Genomic DNA, 17,611 nt, shown 5'->3' with positions numbered 1-17,611 from the left:
CCGAGGAGACACTCCGGAGCGGCCCCGCCCCACCCCCCGACCCGGACAGGAAGCCCGATCGGGCCCCCCGGCCGGAGTCAGCCGTGGGGTGGGGACACGCAGGAGGGTCCCCGCAGGACGAGCGCGCAACCCGGGCCCCCGCTCACGCAGCCAGGGCTTCGTGCGCGAGCCGAGGAGACACTCCGGAGCGGCCCCGCCCCACCCCCCGACCCGGACAGGAAGCCCGATCGGGCCCCCCGGCCGGAGTCAGCCGTGGGGTGGGGACGCGCAGGAGGGTCCCCGCAGGACGAGCGCGCAACCCGGGCCCCCGCTCACGCAGCCGGGGCTTCGTGCGCGAGCCGAGGAGACACTCCGGAGCGGCCCCGCCCCACCCCCCGACCCCGGGCACATCAAGCCCCGCCGGCGATTGAGGCGCGGGGTCCGGGGCAGAGCCCCGCGCAACGGCGCCGCACGACGCCCGTCAGACGGCCGGGACGCAGCGGCCTTCCTCCGTGCGGTACTGCCACTTGGCACCGTCCGCGACCAGCTCCCGCACCGCGCGGACGAAGCGCTCCACGTGCTCGTCCGGGGTGCCGGCGCCGAAGCTGACCCGGATGGCGTTCAGGGAACGCTCCCCCGGCGCCGCCTCGGGGGCTCCGCATTCGCCCTGGGCCTGCGGCTCGCTGCCCAGCAGGGTGCGGACCAGCGGGTGGGCGCAGAACAGGCCGTCGCGGACGCCGATCCCGTACTCCGCGGACAGCGCGGCCGCGAAGTGGGAGCTGTTCCAGCCGTCGACGACGAACGAGATCACGCCGACGCGCGGGGCGTCGTCGCCGAAGAGGGAGAGGACCCGGACGGCGGGGACCTCCGCCAGGCCTTCGCGGACCTTGGCGATGAGGTGCCGCTCGCGGGCGACCAGGTCCTCGAACCCGGCCTCCTGCAGGGCGCGGCACGCGGACGCGATGGAATAGACGCCGATGACGTTCGGGGAGCCGGCCTCGTGGCGGGCGGCCGTGGTGTGCCACTCGACGTCCACGCCGCCGTCCGCGCGCCGCGCCACCTTCCGGGAGGCACCGCCGCCGGCCAGGTACGGCTCGGCCTCCTGGAGCCAGTCCGCGCGGCCCGCGAGGACGCCCGAGCCGAAGGGGGCGTACAGCTTGTGCCCGGAGAAGGCCACCCAGTCCACGTCCAGGTCCCGGACGGAGACCGGGTGGTGCGGGGCGAGCTGGGCCGCGTCCAGCACGATCCGCGCGCCGTGGGCGTGCGCGGCGGCGGCGAGCTCCTTGACCGGCCACAGCTCACCGGTGACGTTGGACGCGCCGGTGACGCAGACCAGCGCCGGACCGTACGGGTCTCGGTCGGCGAGCGCCCGCTCCAGGGTGGCGACGGCCTCGTCCGGGGTGCGGGGGGCGTTGAGGTAGGTGACCTGCGCGTCCGCCCACGGCAGCAGCGACGCGTGGTGCTCTGTCTCGAAGACGAAGACCTGGCAGCCGGCGGGCAGGACGGCCGCGAGCAGGTTCAGGGAGTCGGTGGTGGACCGGGTGAAGACCACCTGGTCGGCGGGGCGGCAGTCGAGGAACGCGGCGACGGTGGCCCGGCTCTGCTCGAAGAGGTCGGTGGAGAGCTGCGAGAGGTAGCCGGCGCCGCGGTGGACGCTGCCGTAGTACGGGGCGTAGGCGGCCACGTCGTCCCAGACCCGCTGGAGCGCGGGGGCGCTGGCCGCGTAGTCGAGGGCCGCGTAGGTGACCTCGCCGCCGGTGACGAGCGGGACGGTGACGTCCCGGCCCAGGACCGGCAGCGGCCCGGCACAGGCGGGGCCCCCCGCAGAGACGGTGGCGGCGACGACGGAGGCGGCGACGTTCAGGGATGCGGACATGGCGGAATCTCCCGGCAGGCAGGGGTGAATGGCTTCGGTGTGCCCGTACGCGGCTGCGGCGCGGCGCGGAGCCGCCCGGCGGGGTACGGGAAAGTCCTCGGAGCCGAACGGGGGTACGCGCAGTACGCGGACGTGACCCTGTTCCGAGGGGTGAAGAAGGGGCGGAGTCGCCCTATCGCATTCGCTTGCTCACGGAAAAACGCTCCTCGAGAGACCAGGACCCCTGGTGTCGAGGGATCCGCGCTTGCCGTAGACCTCGCTGCCTACGACCTGGTCATCACCCGGGGCACCCCGCCACGGAAGGAGGGTTGCCGGACAGCAAGCCGGGGCCTAAACGCTGTCACTCGTGACCTGGTCAGCATCCTGCCACAAGATCCGCCACGCGCAAGACCCCGGTCCACCATCCGGACCGGGGCCTTGACCGAAACGCGGCGATCGGGCGCCGCCGGGCGCTACGCGTTGCTGGCCGCCACCCACCGGTCCAGCGCCGCACGGGCCGCGCCCGAGTCGATCGACTCCGCCGCACGGGCGATGCCGGCCGCGATCTGCTCTTCCAGCGTGCCCGGGCCCGGGTCCAGCGCCACCAGGGCCGCCGCCGAGTTCAGCAGGACCGCGTCGCGGACCGGACCGGTCTCGCCGGCCAGCAGGCGGCGGGCGATGTCGGCGTTGTACGAGGCGTCCGCGCCCCGCAGCTCCGCCACGTCGACCAGCCGGATGCCCACGTCCCGGGGATCGAAGGGCTGTTCGCGGACGCTGCCGTCCCGCACCCACCACACCCGGGAGGTGGCGGTGGTGGTCAGCTCGTCCAGGCCGTCGTCACCGCGGAAGACGAGCGCCGAGGAGCCCCGCTCGGCGAGGACTCCGGCCACGATCGGGGCCACCCGGGGGTCGGCGACGCCCGTGGCCTGGGCGCGGACCCGGGCCGGGTTGGTCAGCGGGCCGAGGAAGTTGAAGGTGGTGCGGATGCCCAGCTCCTTGCGGGCCGCGGCGACGTGACGCAGCGCCGGGTGGAACTTCACTGCGAAGCAGAAGGTGATGCCGGCCTGCTCCACGACCTCCGCCACCCGCGCGGGGGTGAGGTCCAGGTTGACGCCGAGCTTCTCCAGCACGTCCGAGGAGCCGCTGGCGGAGGATGCGGCCCGGTTGCCGTGCTTGACCACCTTGGCGCCCGTACCGGCCACGACGATCGCCGACATGGTGGAGATGTTCACCGTCTTGGCCCCGTCGCCGCCCGTGCCGACGATGTCCACCGTCCGGCCCGGCACCTCGATGAGGTTGGCGTGCGCGTACATGGCCCGGACCAGGCCGTTGATCTCCGCGACCGTCTCCCCCTTGGCCCGGAGCGCGACCGCGAAGCCGGCGATCTGGGCGTCGGTGGCCTCGCCGCGCATGATCCGGTCCATGGCCCAGGCGGTGTCCTCGGCGTTCAGGTCCCGGCCACTGAGCAGCGCGTCGAGTACGCCCGGCCAGCCGCGGGCCGCCACGCTGTCGCCGCCTGCCGGGGTCGCCACGTTCATGGTCCGCTCCTGCTGCTCATCGCCCGCCGATGTGGGGGCCCACGTCGAATGGGAAGGTCTTCAGCCTATCCAGCCCCGGAGACGGCAAAGAGCCCCGTCCGGACACTGGACGGGGCTCTTGCCGTGGCGACACGGGGACTGGCCGAAATCAGTCCCTCAAACGGGATCAGTGGTGGCCGTGGCCGCTCTGGATCTCCTTGTACTCCTCCACCGTGGGCTTCGGAATCTGGTTGTTCTCGGCGTAGAAGCCCTTGCTGAGCTTCGCGCGCAGCTTCTCGCCGAGCTTCACCTTGCGCTCGACACCGTTCTCGTCGACCGTCGGGCCGATCTCGATCGGCTGGTACTGCGTGTACGAGGTGAGCGTGTGCAGCTTGTCCTGCGAGAGCGGCTCGTGGACCTCGACGAACTCACCGTGCGGCAGGCGCTTGATGATGCCGGTCTCGCGACCGTGCAGCACCTTGTCCCGGTCCCGGCGCTGGAGGCCGAGGCAGATCCGCTTGGTGACGATGAAGGCGAGGACCGGGACGACGAAGAAGCCGATCCGGACGAACCAGGTGATCGAGTTGATCGACAGGTGGAAGTACTGCGCGAACATGTCGTTTCCACCGCCGATCAGCAGGACGATGTACTCCGCGATCCAGGCGACACCGAAGGCCGTACGGGTCGGGACGTTGCGCGGGCGGTCCAGCAGGTGGTGCTCGCGCTTGTCACCGGTGACCCAGGACTCGATGAACGGCCAGGCGGCGATCGAACCCAGCACCAGCGGGAAGAGCAGCAGCGGGATGAACACGCCCAGGACGAGCGTGTGGCCCCACAGGTTGATCTCCCAGCCGGGCATGGCACGGATCAGGCCTTCCGGCATACCCATGTACCAGTCGGGCTGCGCACCGGTGGACACGTGGTCCGGGCGGTACGGGCCGAGCGCCCAGATCGGGTTGATCGAGGCGATCGCCGCGATGGCCGCGATGACACCGAAGACCAGGAAGAAGAAGCCTCCGGCCTTGGCCATGTAGACCGGCAGCAGCGGCATGCCGACGACGTTGTTGTTCGTCTTGCCGGGGCCGGGGAACTGGGTGTGCTTGTGGTAGAAGACCAGGATCAGGTGGGCCACCAGCAGGCCCATCATGATGCCGGGCAGCAGCAGGATGTGCACCGAGTAGAACCGCGCGACGAAGTCGCCGCCCGGGAACTCCCCGCCGAACAGGAACATCGACAGGTAGGTGCCGACGACCGGGACGGACAGGATGGCGCCCTGCATGAAGCGGACACCGGTACCCGACAGCAGGTCGTCCGGCAGCGAGTAACCGGTGAAGCCGGTGAACATGCCGAGGACCAGCAGCAGGAAGCCGAAGATCCAGTTGATCTCACGCGGCTTGCGGAACGCGCCGGTGAAGAAGACGCGCATCATGTGCACGACCATGGCCGCGACGAAGATCAGCGCGGCCCAGTGGTGGATCTGCCGGATGAGCAGACCACCGCGGACGTCGAAGCTGATGTCCAGGGTCGAGGCGAACGCCTCGGACATCATGACGCCCTGCATGGGCACGTACGAGCCGTGGTACACGACCTCGTTCATGCTCGGGTGGAAGAACAGCGTCAGGTACACACCCGTGAGGATGATGATGATGAAACTGTAGAGGCAGATCTCACCCAGCATGAAGGACCAGTGGTCCGGGAAGATCTTCCGCATGTTCGCCTTGGCGAGGCTGTAGATGCCCAGGCGGCCGTCCGCCCAGTCCGCTACGCGCTCGCCGGCAGGCGCTTTGCGCGCCTTGGTGTCAGTGGTCGCAGTGCTCATCCGCGCTCCCAGAATGCAGGACCGACGGGCTCTTCGAAGTCGCCGAGCGCTTCGAGGAAGCCTTCGTCATTCACACCGATCCGCAGCTGCGGAAGCGCGTGACCGGCCGGGCCGAAGATGACACGGGCGCCGTCGGAGAGGTCGAAGGTGGACTGGTGGCACGGGCAGAGCACGTGGTGCGTCTGCTGCTCGTACAGGCTGATCGGGCAGCCGACGTGGGTGCAGATCTTGGAGTAGGCCACGATGCCGTCGTGGGACCACTCCAGCTCCTGCTTGTCCTTGATGTCCTCCGGCTTGATCCGGACGATCATCAGGGCGGCCTTGGCGATCTGGACCTGGAAGTCGTGCTGCTCCTCCTCCAGGCCTTCCGGCATGGCGAAGGTCAGCGAACCGACCAGGACGTCCTCGGGACGCAGCGGCTCCATCGTGTTCTGGTTGATGAGCAGCTTGCCCTTGGCCCACAGGGTCTTGCGCAGCTTGTCCTCGGGCAGCGGGCCCAGGTCGCGCATGATCACGACGGCGGAGAGCGGCAGCATGGCCAGCGCGCCCAGCATCGTGTTGCGGATCAGCGGACGGCGGCCGATGCCGGACTCGTTCGCACCGTCGGCGAAGTCCTGCATGACCTTGGCCTTGACCTCCGGCGGAGCGGCGATCTCGTGCCGCTCGTCGGCGACCTCCACGTCGGACATCAGGGTGCGGGCCCAGTGGACCGCGCCCGCGCCGATGCAGAAGAGGGCCGTGCCCAGGGTCAGACCGAGCGCGAAGTTGAGCGCGCTGACCTTCCCGACCGGGAACACGTACGCGATCTTGTCGACCGGGATGGTCACGTAGGCGGCGATGAAGCCGACCGTGGCCAGCATCGACAGGGTGAAGAGCATGGCGACGGTGCGCTCGGAGCGCCTCGCCGCCCGCTCGTCGATGTCCTGGATGCGCGGCTTGTGGACCGGCAGGCCCGGGTCGGCGAACGGGTTGTCCGCGACCGCTACGGCACCGTGGTGCGCGTCGCCCTGCTCGCTCGGCAGGTGCTTCTCTTCGGGAATGTCTTGACTCATGACTTCTTGGCCTTAGCGGTGTGGGCCGCGACCCAGACGGCAACAGCGATCAGCGCACCCAGACCGAAGATCCAGCCGAACAGACCCTCGGAAACGGGACCGAGGCCGCCGAGCTTGAGGCCACCGGGGCTGGTGGACTTCTCGCCGTTGACGTTCTCGAGGTACGCGATGATGTCCTTCTTCTGCTTCTCCGGCATGGTGCTGTCCGGGAAGGAGGGCATGTTCTGCGGGCCGGTCAGCATGGCCTCGTAGATGTGCTTCGGCGAGACGTCCTCAAGGTTGGGGGCGTACTTGCCGTTCGTCAGGGCGCCGCCTTCGCCGGTGAAGTTGTGGCACTGCGCGCAGTTGTTGCGGAACAGCTCACCACCAGCGGCGACGTCGGCGCCCGCCGGGTCGTACTGCTTCTCGGTCGGCGTGATCGGACCGGCACCGAGGGAGGCGATGTACGCCGCCAGCTGGTCGATCTGCGCCTGCGAGTAGACGTTGGGCTTCTTCGGCACCTGGGCGCCGGGCTGCTGGGCGGGCATGCGGCCCGTGCTCACCTGGAAGTCGACGGCCGCGGAGCCGACGCCGACCAGGCTCGGGCCGTCAGAGGAACCCTGACCGCCGGTTCCGTGGCAGCTTGCGCAACCCACGGCGTAGAGCTTCTTGCCCTCCTCGATGGCGAGGGACTGGGCGGTTTCATCGGCCTGCGCCTTGCCCGCAGGGGCGAAGGCGGCGTACAGCCCCCCAGTGGCCGCCAGCGCGAGGAGTAGAACGACGACCGCCGCCAGCGGATGGCGTCGTCGTGCGGAGAGCTTTTTCACGGATTACCCCGGTGTCAGGATCTTCTGCGTCGGTGTTTCTGGATGGAGTGCCGGGTCGGGCCCGGTGACGTGTTCGCTACTTGATCAGGTAGATCGTCGCGAAGAGGCCGATCCAGACGACATCGACGAAGTGCCAGTAGTAGGACACGACGATGGCCGACGTGGCCTGTTCGTGGGTGAACCTCTTGGCCGCGTACGTCCGGCCGAGGACCAGCAGGAAGGCGATGAGACCGCCCGTCACGTGCAGACCGTGGAACCCGGTGGTCAGGTAGAAGACCGAGCCGTACGGACCGGACGAGAGGCTCATGCCCTCGTGCTTGACCAGCTCGGTGTACTCGAACACCTGGCCGCCAATGAAGATCGCACCCATGACGAACGTGATGATGAACCACGTCCGGAGCTTCTTCACATCACCGCGCTCGGCGGCGAAGACGCCGAGCTGGCAGGTGAGCGAGGAGAGCACCAGGATCGTCGTGTTCGTCGCCGAGAAGGGCAGGTTCAAGGCCGAGGCCTCGGCTGTCCAGTACTCGGCGCCCGTCACGGATCGCAGGGTGAAGTACATCGCGAAGAGGGCCGCGAAGAACATCAGCTCGGAACTCAACCAGATGATGGTTCCGACGCTGACGAGGTTCGGCCGGTTGACCGTCGGGTGCGCGTGCCCGGTATCTACTGTCGTTGCTGTCGCCACGACCGACATTATGTCGGTCGCTTATCCCGCCCTCACCCCGGGGGGTGCCGTTCGGAGTGTCCGGGGCGTGTGCAAGGCCCGAACGGCCCATCAGATGAGCCAATGAGCGTCTCGTGCGAGGGTGTCCGAACCGATGTTGACAGCGCATCGGGAGGAGTAGCATCCCGCGCAACATCAACGTGATTCACGTGACACGTGGAGGAACGAAATGCGGGCGACTGCGCGGGTTCTGGTCTACAGCGACGACGCGGGCACCCGGGAGCAGGTGCGGCTGGCGGCAGGGCGCAGGCCGGCCGCGGACCTGCCGCCGGTGGAGTTCCTGGAGTGCGCGACGCTGCCGGCGGTCCTGACGGAGCTGGACGCCGGGGGGATCGACGTGTGCGTGCTGGACGGCGAGGCGGTTCCGGCCGGGGGCATGGGCGTGTGCCGGCAGATCAAGGACGAGATCTTCCGGTGTCCGCCGGTGCTGTTGCTGATGGGGCGCCCCCAGGACGCCTGGCTGGCCACGTGGAGCCGTGCGGACGCCGCGGTGACCCTTCCGGTGGACCCGGTGGAGTTCGCGGACGCACTGGCGGCCCTGCTGCGCTCCCGCCTGTCCTCCACTGCCGCCTGACAGGGCGTCCGCGGGCCCGCGGGGCCCCGGTGGGCCTGCGGACGCCCTGAGGTCAGACGGTGGGCCGCAGGCGGGCCTGGTCGACGGGGCTGCGGCCTTCCTGGGTGCCCTTGAGGAGGGCGCTGCCCTGGCGCCAGTCCTTCCAGTCCATGTTCCAGTCGCCGAAGCCGTTGCCGAAGACGTCCATGTCGTCGCCGATGCTGTTGATCACCTGGACGATGTCGCCCTCGGTGATGTTCTCGTAGAACCAGGCGGCGTTGCCGGTGCTCATGCCCGTGCAGCCGTGGCTGACGTTGGCATATCCGTGCGAGCCGACGGACCACGGCGCGGCGTGGACGTATTCACCACTCCAGGTGACGCGGGTGGCGTAGTAGACGGGCAGGTTGTAGTACTCGCTGCCGCCGATGCCGACGGTGTCGCCGCGCATCTGGACGTAGTACTGCTTGCCGAGCACCACCTTGACGCCGTTGCGGGTGGAGAAGCCGGGCTTTCCGGTGGTCACCGGAATGGTGTTGATCACTTCTCCGTTGCGCTTGAACGTGAGGTAGTGCGAGGAGGCGTCGGTGGTGACCTCGACCCGGTCGCCGATCTCCAGCTTCAGCGGCTTGGCCGCGGCCCCGTAGAGGTGGTCGGAGACCCTGACGCCCTCCAGGTTGCTCCGTACGGAGACCTCCGAGTGGGCGGGCCAGTACTCCTTGGGGCGGTAGTGGAGCTTCTTGTCGTCCACCCAGTGCCAGGCGCCCTCGACGCCGGCGGGGGCGGTGACGACCAGGCCCCGTTCGACGACGGCTCGGGCGGCCTTGTCCTTGACGGGTTCGCTGAGTTCGGCCGTCAGGGGCTGTCCGACGCCGTATTTGCCTTCGTCCGGCCCGAATTCGACCTTCAGGACGCCTTTGGCCGGGGTGGTGTCGAACGTCATCGTGCGCTGCCCCGGGGCGCCCTTGGCGTTCTCGGTGCTGACGGTGACCGTGTAGCGGACGCCGGCGGCCATGGGGACCGTGTTGTGCCAGCGGTCTCCCTTGGCGGACAGTTCGCCCGCCAGGCGGCGTCCGTGGGTGTCCACGACGGTGACGTCGGTGATGCGTGCCTCACCCCCCTTCGTCGTGACTTCGAGGGGCTTGTCGGGGTCCACGGGGCGGCCGCCGGCCGCCTGGTTGAAGGCGACTTGTTCGCCCGCGTCGTACGGGCGGGCTGACAGCGGGTTGTCGCCGGACCCGCATGCGGTGGCGCCGGCACCGAGGGACGCGACCAGCAGGGAGCAGCTGAGTACCGTCCAAAGACGCGGTGAGTGCTTCATGGAGCCAACGCTATGAAGATATGACAATTACGGCGCGCGGGGTGACTGCAAACGAGGGGCCCGGACTCCTCCGAAGAGGTGTCCGGGCCCCGGGTTCACTGCGTGCTACGGGTCTTGCTACTGGTTCTGGTTCTCACCGCGGTAGTACTCGTACACCCAGCCCCACAGGCCGATCATGATGATCGGGGCCGAGAAGTACATGAGCCACCAGCCGAAGATGACACCCATGAACGCGAGCGCGCCACCGATCCCCAGCGAGAGCGGCTGCCAGCTGTGCGGGGCGAAGAACCCCAGCTCACCCGCCTCGTCGGCGACGTCGGCCTCCAGGTTGTCCTGGGCCATCTCGTCCACGCGCTTGGCCGTGAAGGCCAGGTAGTAGCCGATCATGACGCTCAGGCCGAAGGCCAGGAAGAGCGCGGTGGTGCCTACGGGCTCCTTCGACCACACGCCGTACACGACGGCCATGATCAGGATGAAGAAGGAGAGCCAGAGGAACATCTTGCCCTGGATCTTCACTTGCCGGCCTCCTTGGCACCAACGACGGCCTTGACGGAGCCGTGGTCCTCGAGGTGGTCGAGGGCCGCGATCTCAGGGTGGTGCAGGTCGAACGCCGGCGATTCGGAGCGGATGCGCGGCAGCGTGAGGAAGTTGTGCCGCGGCGGCGGGCAGGACGTGGCCCACTCGAGCGAACGGCCGTAACCCCACGGGTCGTCGACCTCGATCTTCTTGCCGTACTTCGCCGTCTTCCAGACGTTGTACATGAAGGGCAGCATCGACAGGCCCAGCAGGAACGAACTGATCGTCGAGACCGTGTTCAGCGCGGTGAACCCGTCCGCCGCGAGGTAGTCCGCGTAACGGCGCGGCATGCCCTCGGCGCCCAGCCAGTGCTGCACCAGGAAGGTCCCGTGGAAGCCGATGAACAGCGTCCAGAAGGTGATCTTGCCGAGCCGCTCGTCCAGCATCTTGCCCGTGAACTTGGGCCACCAGAAGTGGAAGCCCGCGAACATCGCGAAGACCACGGTGCCGAAGACGACGTAGTGGAAGTGCGCGACGACGAAGTACGAGTCGGAGACGTGGAAGTCCATCGGGGGCGAGGCCAGGATGACGCCGGTCAGACCACCGAAGGTGAAGGTGACCAGGAAGCCGATCGTCCACAGCATCGGAGTCTCGAAGGACAGCGAACCCTTCCACATGGTGCCGATCCAGTTGAAGAACTTCACACCGGTCGGTACCGCGATCAGGAAGGTCATGAAGGAGAAGAACGGCAGCAGCACACCGCCGGTGACGTACATGTGGTGGGCCCACACGGTCACCGAGAGGCCGGCGATCGCGATCGTCGCGGAGATCAGACCGATGTAACCGAACATCGGCTTCCGGGAGAAGACCGGGATGATCTCGGAGACGATGCCGAAGAACGGCAGCGCGATGATGTACACCTCTGGGTGTCCGAAGAACCAGAAGAGGTGCTGCCACAGCAACGCGCCGCCATTGGCCGCGTCGAAGACGTGCGATCCGAACTTGCGGTCGGCCTCCAGCGCGAAGAGCGCGGCGGCCAGCACCGGGAAGGCGAGCAGGACCAGGACACCGGTCAGCAGCACGTTCCAGGTGAAGATCGGCATGCGGAACATCGTCATGCCGGGTGCGCGCATGCAGATGATCGTGGTGATGAAGTTGACCGAGCCGAGGATCGTGCCGAAGCCGGAGAAGGCCAGACCCATGATCCACATGTCGGCGCCGATGCCCGGCGAGCGGACCGCGTCCGACAGCGGGGAGTAGGCGAACCAGCCGAAGTCGGCGGCACCCTGCGGGGTGACGAAGCCGGCCACCGCGATGGTCGAGCCGAAGAGGTACAGCCAGTACGCGAACATGTTCAGCCGCGGGAACGCCACGTCGGGCGCGCCGATCTGCAGCGGCATGATCCAGTTCGCGAACCCGGCGAACAGCGGCGTCGCGAACATCAGCAGCATGATCGTGCCGTGCATCGTGAACGCCTGGTTGAACTGCTCGTTCGACATGATCTGCGTACCCGGACGGGCCAGCTCGGCGCGCATGAAGAGCGCCAGGAGACCGCCGATGAGGAAGAACACGAACGACGTGACCAGGTACATCGTGCCGATGGTCTTGTGGTCGGTGGTGGTGAGCCACTTCACGACCACGTTGCCCGGCTGCTTGCGCCGCACCGGCAGCTCGTTCTCGTACGAGTCAGCTGCGGCGGCACCCTGGGATTCGTTGAGGATGCTCACAGTTTGTTCGTCTCCGCATTCCGGGCCGGGTCGGTCTGCTTGATGCCGGCCGGGAGGTAGCCGGTCTGCCCCTTCTCCGCCAGCTCCTTCAGGTACGCCCGGTACTCCTCGGGCGAGACCACCTTGACGTTGAAGAGCATCCGGGAGTGGTCGACGCCGCAGAGCTCGGCGCACTTGCCCAGGAAGGTGCCTTCTTGGGTCGGGGTGACCTCGAAGACGTTGGTGTGGCCCGGGATGACGTCCTGCTTGAAGAGGAAGGGCACCACCCAGAAGGAGTGGATGACGTCGTTCGACGACAGGATGAAGCGGACCTTCTCACCCTTGGGCAGGACCAGGGTCGGCCCGGGGTTGTTCGTGTCCGCGTTGCGGTCGCCGGGGACGCCCTTCTGGTAGACGCCTTCGGCGCCCTTGGGGAAGTCCTTGGTGAAGCGGTCCGGGATGGAGGCGAGTTCCTTGGGAACCTCGCCCGCCTTCGGAGTCGCCGCGTCGCCGTCGACGTTCTCGATGTAGTTGAAGCCCCAGCTCCACTGGAAGCCGATCACGTTGATCGTGTGCGCCGGCTTGGCGGAGAGGGAGAGCAGCTTCGACTCGTCACGCGCGGTGAAGTAGAAGAGCACCGAGACGATGATGAGCGGGACCACGGTGTACAGCGCCTCGATGGGCATGTTGTACCGGGTCTGCGGGGGGACCTCCACCTTCGTCCGGCTGCGCCGGTGGAAGATGACGCTCCACATGATCAGGCCCCACACCAGGATGCCCGTGATCAGCGCGGCCGCCCAGGATCCCTGCCACAGGGAGAGGATGCGCGGCGCCTCCTCGGATACCGGAGTCGGCATTCCGAGGCGGGGGAAGTCTTTCCATGTATACGAGCAACCAGTGGCGGTCGCCAGGACCACGCCCGCAGTCAGCGCCTGCAGCAGCTTCCGCCGCATCGGGCGCCGCGGCGAGCGGTCGGAGCCGTAGGGACTCACGTAGCGCCTTCCCGAGAGTCTCGGCCCGCGCGGCCGGCCGCGGCCGTGTTCGGGTCGGTCGCCGGCCCTGACGCAGGCAGGGGTTTGGATGTTTATGCGGACCAAACCCTACTGGACGCTATTTGGGGTCGCGCGGGGAGGGTGCCCAACGCGCCGCTACTGCCCCCGAAGGGATGGATCCGCCGTCCGGGGGATACGGCGAGCGGCCCTGAATGGGGGCCTCCGGAAGACTTCTGACGGCCCCTGACCTCGGGCGCTGCCGCTCGCCGGTTAGCGTGCCCGTATGCCGTACTTCGACATCGCGTCCGCCGCCCCCCTCCACCCCGTGGCCCGGCAGGCGTTGCAGGCCTCCCTGGACGAGGGCTGGGCCGATCCGGCCCGCCTGTACCGGGAGGGCAGGCGGGCGCGGCTGCTGCTGGACGCGGCGCGCGAGGCGGCCGCGGAGGCGGTGGGGTGCCGGGTCGACGAGCTGGTGTTCACTCCTTCGGGGACGCACTCGGTTCACACGGGGGTCGCGGGGGTCCTCGCGGGGCGCAGGCGCGTCGGGGGCCGGCTGGTCGTATCGGCGGTCGAACACAGTTCTGTACTCCACGCGGCGGAGGTCCACGAGGCTGCCGGGGGCACGGTCACGGAGGTCCCGGTGGACCGGTACGGCGCGGTGACCGCCGCCGGGTACGCGCAGGCCGTCGGCCCCTCGACCGCGCTGGCCTGCCTCCAGTCCGCCAACCACGAGGTGGGCACGGTCCAGCCGGTGGCGGAGGTGGCCGGGGTCTGCGCGGAGGCGGGGGTCCCGCTGCTGGTGGACGCGGCGCAGTCGCTGGCATGGGGGCCGGTGGAGGGCGCCTGGTCCGTCCTGGCCGCCAGTGCGCACAAGTGGGGCGGACCGCCGGGGGTGGGGCTGCTGGCCGTCCGCAAGGGGGTCCGGTTCTCCCCCCAACACCCGGCGGACGAACGGGAGTCGGGCCGCTCCCCCGGTTTCGGGAACCTTCCCGCGATCGTGGCGGCGGCGGCGTCCTTGCGGGCCGTACGGGCCGAGGCCGACGCGGAGGCGGCGCGGCTGCGGATCCTGGTGGACCGGATCCGGCGGCGGGTGGTGCGGCTGGTCCCGGACGTGGAGGTGGTGGGCCATCCGGACCGCCGGCTGCCCCACCTCGTCACGTTCTCCTGCCTGTACGTCGACGGCGAGATCCTGCTGCACGAGCTGGACCGGGCGGGCTACTCGGTCTCCTCGGGCTCCTCGTGCACGAGCTCGACGCTGACCGCCAGTCACGTGCTGCGGGCGATGGGGGTGCTGTCGGAGGGGAACGTACGGGTGTCCCTGCCGCCGGGGACCACGGCGGAAGAGGTCAACGGGTTCCTGGACGTGCTGCCGGGGGCGGTGTCCGGGGTTCGCGAGCGGCTGGGGGTCACCGAAGCGGCGGCGCGGGCCGGGGAGTCGCAGGCCGGGGGCCCGGACTCCCTGGAACTGGACGCGCTCGGGCTGCGGTGCCCGCAGCCGGTGATCGAGCTGGCCGCCGCGATCGGGCGGGTCCCGGTGGGGGGCACGGTCACGGTGGTCTCCGACGACGAGGTCGCCAGGCTGGACATCCCGGCGTGGTGTGCGATGCGCGGCCACGCGTACCTCGGCGAGACCGAGCGCCCCGCGGGTGTGGCGTACACCGTCCGCCGCCTGCTCTGACCCCTGATCCGCCGGGCCCGCGCCTCGAACGCCGGCGGGCCGGATGCGACGGCTGACGCCGGCCGCGTCCAGCCCCGCCGGCAGCGGCGGCTACGCCAGGTGCGCCCGGACTTCGGCCGCGGCCTCGTCGCCGTACGCCTTCGTGAAGCGCTCCATGAAGTGGGCGCGGGCCAGGGTGTACTCCTGCGTGCCCAGCGTCTCGATCACGAGGGTGGCCAGCATGCAGCCGATCTGCGCGGCCCGCTCCAGGCCGACGCCCCAGCTCAGGCCGGTCAGGAACCCGGCGCGGAACGCGTCGCCGACGCCCGTCGGGTCGACCTTCGCGTTCTCCTCCGGGCAGCCGATCACGAGGGGGGCCTCGCCGACGCGCTCGATCCGGACGCCGTTGGAGCCCAGCGTGGTGACCCGCGTGCCGACCTTCGCCAGGATCTCCGCGTCAGACCAGCCCGACTTGGACTCGATGAGGCCCTTCTCGTACTCGTTCGAGAAGAGGTACGTCGCGCCCTCCATCAGGGTGCGGATGTTCTCGCCGTCCATCCGGGCGATCTGCTGCGAGAAGTCGGCGGCGAAGGGGATTCCCCGCGTGCGGCACTCCTCCGTGTGGCGCAGCATCGCCTCGGGGTCGTCCGCGCCGATCAGGACCAGGTCGAGGCCGCCCACGCGGTCGGCGACGGACTTCAGCTCGATCAGGCGGGCCTCGCTCATCGCGCCCGTGTAGAAGGAGCCGATCTGGTTGTGGTCGGCGTCCGTGGTGCACACGAAGCGCGCGGTGTGCAGCACCTCGGAGATCCGGACGGACTCGGTGTCGACGCCGTGCCGGTCGAGCCAGGCGCGGTACTCGTCGAAGTCGTAGCCGGCGGCGCCGACCAGGATCGGGCGGGTGCCGAGCTGACCCATGCCGAAGCAGATGTTCGGGCCGACACCGCCCCGCCGGACGTCGAGGTTGTCGACGAGGAAGGAGAGGGAGACCGTGTGCAGCTGGTCCGCGACCAGCTGGTCGGCGAAACGGCCGGGGAAGGTCATGAGGTGGTCGGTGGCGATGGAGCCGGTGACTGCGATGCGCACGGCGTGGACGCTCCTGCGGAGGACGGCAAGGGGGACAGTCAAAACTACCCGGTCGTCGGCCCCGAGCCGAACGGCCGAAACTACCCCGTAGTAGGTCTTTCTTCACGCAGGACGCGGTGCCTACGGTGCGTGCATGACCTATACCGACGGCTTCGGCTACTCCGAGTACACCGAGTACACCGCCGACAGGCGTGGCGCGGAAGGCTCGCGGCAGCCCGGCTTCGCCCGGCTGCTGGGCGACTGCGCCCGTATGGCCCCGCACTGGGCGGTTCCCGCGGGTCCCCGGCCGGTCCGCGTGGCACCCTCGCAGATCCACGGGATCAGCGTCCCGCCGGCCTCGGCGCGGCTGATCGCCTCCACCGCGGCCTACGGGGACCAGTAGGGGCCGAGGCGACGGGAACCGGTTGCGCTTCTGTTCCGTCCCACCCGCATCAGGCAGGACGGGACAGTGAAGGAGCGATGCGGTGACCAGCGAAGAACCCGGCACATCACGCGGTACACGACGGCGGCCGTCGTGGGCCGTCGGCTCGATCGCGGCCGCCGTCCTGCTGACGGGCGGCGGCAGCGCGTACTGGGCGTCCACCGCCCAGGGCGATGGTGCGGGCCCCGGTACGGAGCGGACCGCGGCCTCCGCGCCCCGGGACGGGGGTGACCCCTCGGGGCCGGGCATCGCGCCCGGGGAGCCCGATCCGTCGGGCGAGGGCGTGGTCTACCGGGCCGACGTCACGCTCCCGGAGGCTCCGGCCTCCGCGCCCTCCTTCAGTGCGAAGGCGGAGGTCACCTCGGCGCAGGCGGCCCGCCTGGCCGCCGCCCTGGGCGTGCCGGGCACACCGCGGCTGAGCGGGGACGTGTGGCTGGCCGGGGAGGCCGCCGACGGTTCCGGACCCCGGCTCACGGTGACCCGTACGGCCCCGGGTACCTGGAACTTCAACCGCTTCCAGGCGGGGACGGGCAACGGCGGCGCGGGCGACGACTGCGTCCGCGGCAAGGACACCTGCGGCCCCGCCACCCTCCCCCGGGACGCGGGGAACGCCGGCCCCGGACAGCCGGTCTCCGAGGAGGCCGCCAAGGCGGCGGCCCGCCCGGTGCTCGCCGCCGTCGGCCAGGACGGGGCGAAGCTGGACGCCCGGCTGACGCACGGCTCGGTACGGGTGGTGACCGCGGACCCGGTGGTCGGCGGTCTGCCCACGCAGGGCTGGTCCACCACGGTGAGCGTGGGCGGCGACGGCGCGGTGGTGGCGGGCAGCGGCGAGCTGACGGCTCCCGTCCGCGCGGCCGATCAGAAGGTGGTCGGGGCCGTGGAGGCGCTGGCCCGGCTGAACGCGCGGTCGGGCGGTTCGGACGGCACCGGTACCGGCCCCAGCGGCTGCGCGACCTCGGTGCCGCTGGATCCGGACCAGCCGGTGGGGCCCACGGACACGCCGCCGTGCAATCCGGAGCCGCGGCCGATGAAGCCGCCGCGCACCGAAACGGTCAAGGGGGCCGTGCTCGGCCTGGTGTCCGGGACGGTGGACGGGGCCCGGGGCCTGGTTCCGGCCTGGCTGTTCGATGTGGCGGGCAAGGGCGGCGCCCCCGGTCACACGGTGGCCGAGCCGGCCGCCGCCGGCCAGGACATGCCGGCCCCCGCCCCGAAGGACGGCCGCGGCGTGCCCGGGTTCTCCTACGCGCAGGACGACCGGAAGCTGACGGTGAACTTCTGGGGCAGCGTGTGCAGCAGTTACTCCGCGTCCGCCCGGGAGTCCGCCGATTCGGTCCTGGTGAAGATCACGGACACTCCGAACCAGCCGGGTCAGGCCTGCATCATGCTCGCCCAGGAGATGTCCGTCACGGTGACGCTCGAGAAGCCGCTGGGTGAGCGGAAGGTGGTCGACGCGGCCTCGGGCAAGCCCCTCCCCCGCCGGTAGCCGGGGGTCCGGACCGCGGTTTTCGGTCCGGACACGCCGGCCGGACGACGAAGGCCCGTCTGCGGTCGCGGGGGGGGGCGCCGCGGGGGCGGCGGGGGCGGGGCCGGGGGACGGGGTGGGGAAC

The 17,611-nt window shown here is 69.9% G+C and carries 15 protein-coding genes and 1 riboswitch; of the genes, 4 read left to right on the top strand and 11 right to left on the bottom strand.

The annotated features are described in order from the left end of the window. Positions 1-460 precede the first annotated feature (460 nt). The 6 genes from AB0D44_RS30550 to AB0D44_RS30525 all read right to left on the bottom strand — a co-directional run bounded on the left by AB0D44_RS30550 (position 461) and on the right by AB0D44_RS30525 (position 7,725). Positions 461-1,855: an aminotransferase class V-fold PLP-dependent enzyme gene (locus tag AB0D44_RS30550; protein WP_362596908.1), complete on the bottom strand. Its 1,395-nt coding sequence runs from the start codon at positions 1,853-1,855 to the stop codon at positions 461-463. A gap of 235 nt (positions 1,856-2,090) precedes the next feature. Next, positions 2,091-2,207, bottom strand: a riboswitch (SAM riboswitch). A 100-nt stretch (positions 2,208-2,307) separates the two neighbouring features. Then, positions 2,308-3,372: an anthranilate phosphoribosyltransferase gene (gene trpD, locus AB0D44_RS30545; protein ID WP_362596905.1), complete on the bottom strand. Its 1,065-nt coding sequence runs from the start codon at positions 3,370-3,372 to the stop codon at positions 2,308-2,310. A gap of 166 nt (positions 3,373-3,538) precedes the next feature. Further along, the gene (locus AB0D44_RS30540; protein WP_362596902.1) at positions 3,539-5,170 is read right to left on the bottom strand and encodes a ubiquinol-cytochrome c reductase cytochrome b subunit; all 1,632 of its coding nucleotides are present in this window, start codon (positions 5,168-5,170) and stop codon (positions 3,539-3,541) included. Then, the gene (locus tag AB0D44_RS30535; RefSeq protein ID WP_362596899.1) at positions 5,167-6,222 is read right to left on the bottom strand and encodes a Rieske 2Fe-2S domain-containing protein; all 1,056 of its coding nucleotides are present in this window, start codon (positions 6,220-6,222) and stop codon (positions 5,167-5,169) included. Before AB0D44_RS30535 ends, AB0D44_RS30540 begins: the two co-directional genes overlap by 4 nt. Further along, positions 6,219-7,028 (bottom strand): c-type cytochrome, encoded by an 810-nt coding sequence (locus AB0D44_RS30530; RefSeq protein ID WP_362596896.1) that lies wholly within the window; start codon positions 7,026-7,028, stop codon positions 6,219-6,221. The genes AB0D44_RS30535 and AB0D44_RS30530 overlap by 4 nt, the downstream gene beginning before the upstream one ends. Positions 7,029-7,104: 76 nt before the next feature. Continuing rightward, entirely contained in the window at positions 7,105-7,725 is a 621-nt protein-coding gene (locus AB0D44_RS30525; protein WP_362596893.1) for a heme-copper oxidase subunit III, read from the bottom strand. 199 nt (positions 7,726-7,924) lie between these two features. Here AB0D44_RS30525 and AB0D44_RS30520 point away from each other — a divergent pair, with 199 nt between their 5' ends. Beyond that, positions 7,925-8,329, top strand: a complete 405-nt coding sequence (locus tag AB0D44_RS30520; protein WP_362596890.1) for a hypothetical protein — start codon at positions 7,925-7,927, stop codon at positions 8,327-8,329. Between the two features lie 52 nt (positions 8,330-8,381). Here the strand turns inward: AB0D44_RS30520 and AB0D44_RS30515 are convergent, their stop codons facing one another. From AB0D44_RS30515 to coxB, 4 genes are all read right to left on the bottom strand, one after another. Continuing rightward, complete coding sequence (locus tag AB0D44_RS30515) at positions 8,382-9,626, bottom strand: Ig-like domain-containing protein (protein ID WP_362596887.1); 1,245 nt, start codon at positions 9,624-9,626, stop codon at positions 8,382-8,384. Positions 9,627-9,743: 117 nt separating this feature from the next. Next, positions 9,744-10,142, bottom strand: a complete 399-nt coding sequence (locus tag AB0D44_RS30510; RefSeq protein WP_362596884.1) for a cytochrome c oxidase subunit 4 — start codon at positions 10,140-10,142, stop codon at positions 9,744-9,746. After that, complete coding sequence (gene ctaD / locus AB0D44_RS30505; protein ID WP_362596881.1) at positions 10,139-11,869, bottom strand: cytochrome c oxidase subunit I; 1,731 nt, start codon at positions 11,867-11,869, stop codon at positions 10,139-10,141. The genes AB0D44_RS30510 and ctaD overlap by 4 nt, the downstream gene beginning before the upstream one ends. Further along, positions 11,866-12,840, bottom strand: a complete 975-nt coding sequence (gene coxB, locus AB0D44_RS30500) for a cytochrome c oxidase subunit II (RefSeq protein ID WP_362596878.1) — start codon at positions 12,838-12,840, stop codon at positions 11,866-11,868. The genes ctaD and coxB overlap by 4 nt, the downstream gene beginning before the upstream one ends. Before the next feature lie 283 nt (positions 12,841-13,123). Between coxB and AB0D44_RS30495 the strand changes: the two genes are divergently transcribed. Next, a complete protein-coding gene (locus AB0D44_RS30495; protein WP_362596876.1) occupies positions 13,124-14,518 on the top strand; it encodes an aminotransferase class V-fold PLP-dependent enzyme in 1,395 nt (464 codons plus the stop codon). Positions 14,519-14,608: 90 nt separating this feature from the next. Here the strand turns inward: AB0D44_RS30495 and AB0D44_RS30490 are convergent, their stop codons facing one another. Further along, positions 14,609-15,583 carry a carbohydrate kinase family protein gene (locus AB0D44_RS30490; RefSeq protein WP_362596874.1) on the bottom strand — a complete coding sequence of 325 codons (975 nt, stop codon included), beginning with the start codon at positions 15,581-15,583 and terminating at the stop codon, positions 14,609-14,611. A 133-nt stretch (positions 15,584-15,716) separates the two neighbouring features. On the opposite strand from AB0D44_RS30490, the gene AB0D44_RS30485 reads away from it, so the two are divergent. Together AB0D44_RS30485 and AB0D44_RS30480 are read left to right on the top strand one after the other, a co-directional pair. Beyond that, complete coding sequence (locus tag AB0D44_RS30485; RefSeq protein WP_362596871.1) at positions 15,717-15,965, top strand: hypothetical protein; 249 nt, start codon at positions 15,717-15,719, stop codon at positions 15,963-15,965. Positions 15,966-16,047: 82 nt separating this feature from the next. Further along, the gene (locus AB0D44_RS30480) at positions 16,048-17,487 is read left to right on the top strand and encodes a hypothetical protein (protein ID WP_362596868.1); all 1,440 of its coding nucleotides are present in this window, start codon (positions 16,048-16,050) and stop codon (positions 17,485-17,487) included. Positions 17,488-17,611: the final 124 nt, after the last annotated feature.

The organism is Streptomyces sp. NPDC048349 (genome assembly GCF_040651925.1).
Taxonomy (GTDB): Bacteria; Actinomycetota; Actinomycetes; order Streptomycetales; family Streptomycetaceae; genus Streptomyces.
Note: the sequence above shows the minus strand (reverse complement) of the source record. Positions and strands in the feature narration are given on the sequence as shown.

What these genes read in the sequence shown, in the direction of transcription:
- AB0D44_RS30485 (WP_362596871.1), top strand. Translation starts at nt 15,717, where the DNA reads ATGACCTATACCGACGGCTTCGGCTACTCCGAGTACACCGAGTACACC.
- AB0D44_RS30515 (WP_362596887.1), bottom strand. Translation starts at nt 9,626, where the DNA reads ATGAAGCACTCACCGCGTCTTTGGACGGTACTCAGCTGCTCCCTGCTG.
- AB0D44_RS30495 (WP_362596876.1), top strand. Translation starts at nt 13,124, where the DNA reads ATGCCGTACTTCGACATCGCGTCCGCCGCCCCCCTCCACCCCGTGGCC.
- AB0D44_RS30535 (WP_362596899.1), bottom strand. Translation starts at nt 6,222, where the DNA reads ATGAGTCAAGACATTCCCGAAGAGAAGCACCTGCCGAGCGAGCAGGGC.
- AB0D44_RS30550 (WP_362596908.1), bottom strand. Translation starts at nt 1,855, where the DNA reads ATGTCCGCATCCCTGAACGTCGCCGCCTCCGTCGTCGCCGCCACCGTC.
- AB0D44_RS30525 (WP_362596893.1), bottom strand. Translation starts at nt 7,725, where the DNA reads ATGTCGGTCGTGGCGACAGCAACGACAGTAGATACCGGGCACGCGCAC.
- AB0D44_RS30540 (WP_362596902.1), bottom strand. Translation starts at nt 5,170, where the DNA reads ATGAGCACTGCGACCACTGACACCAAGGCGCGCAAAGCGCCTGCCGGC.
- trpD (WP_362596905.1), bottom strand. Translation starts at nt 3,372, where the DNA reads ATGAACGTGGCGACCCCGGCAGGCGGCGACAGCGTGGCGGCCCGCGGC.
- AB0D44_RS30520 (WP_362596890.1), top strand. Translation starts at nt 7,925, where the DNA reads ATGCGGGCGACTGCGCGGGTTCTGGTCTACAGCGACGACGCGGGCACC.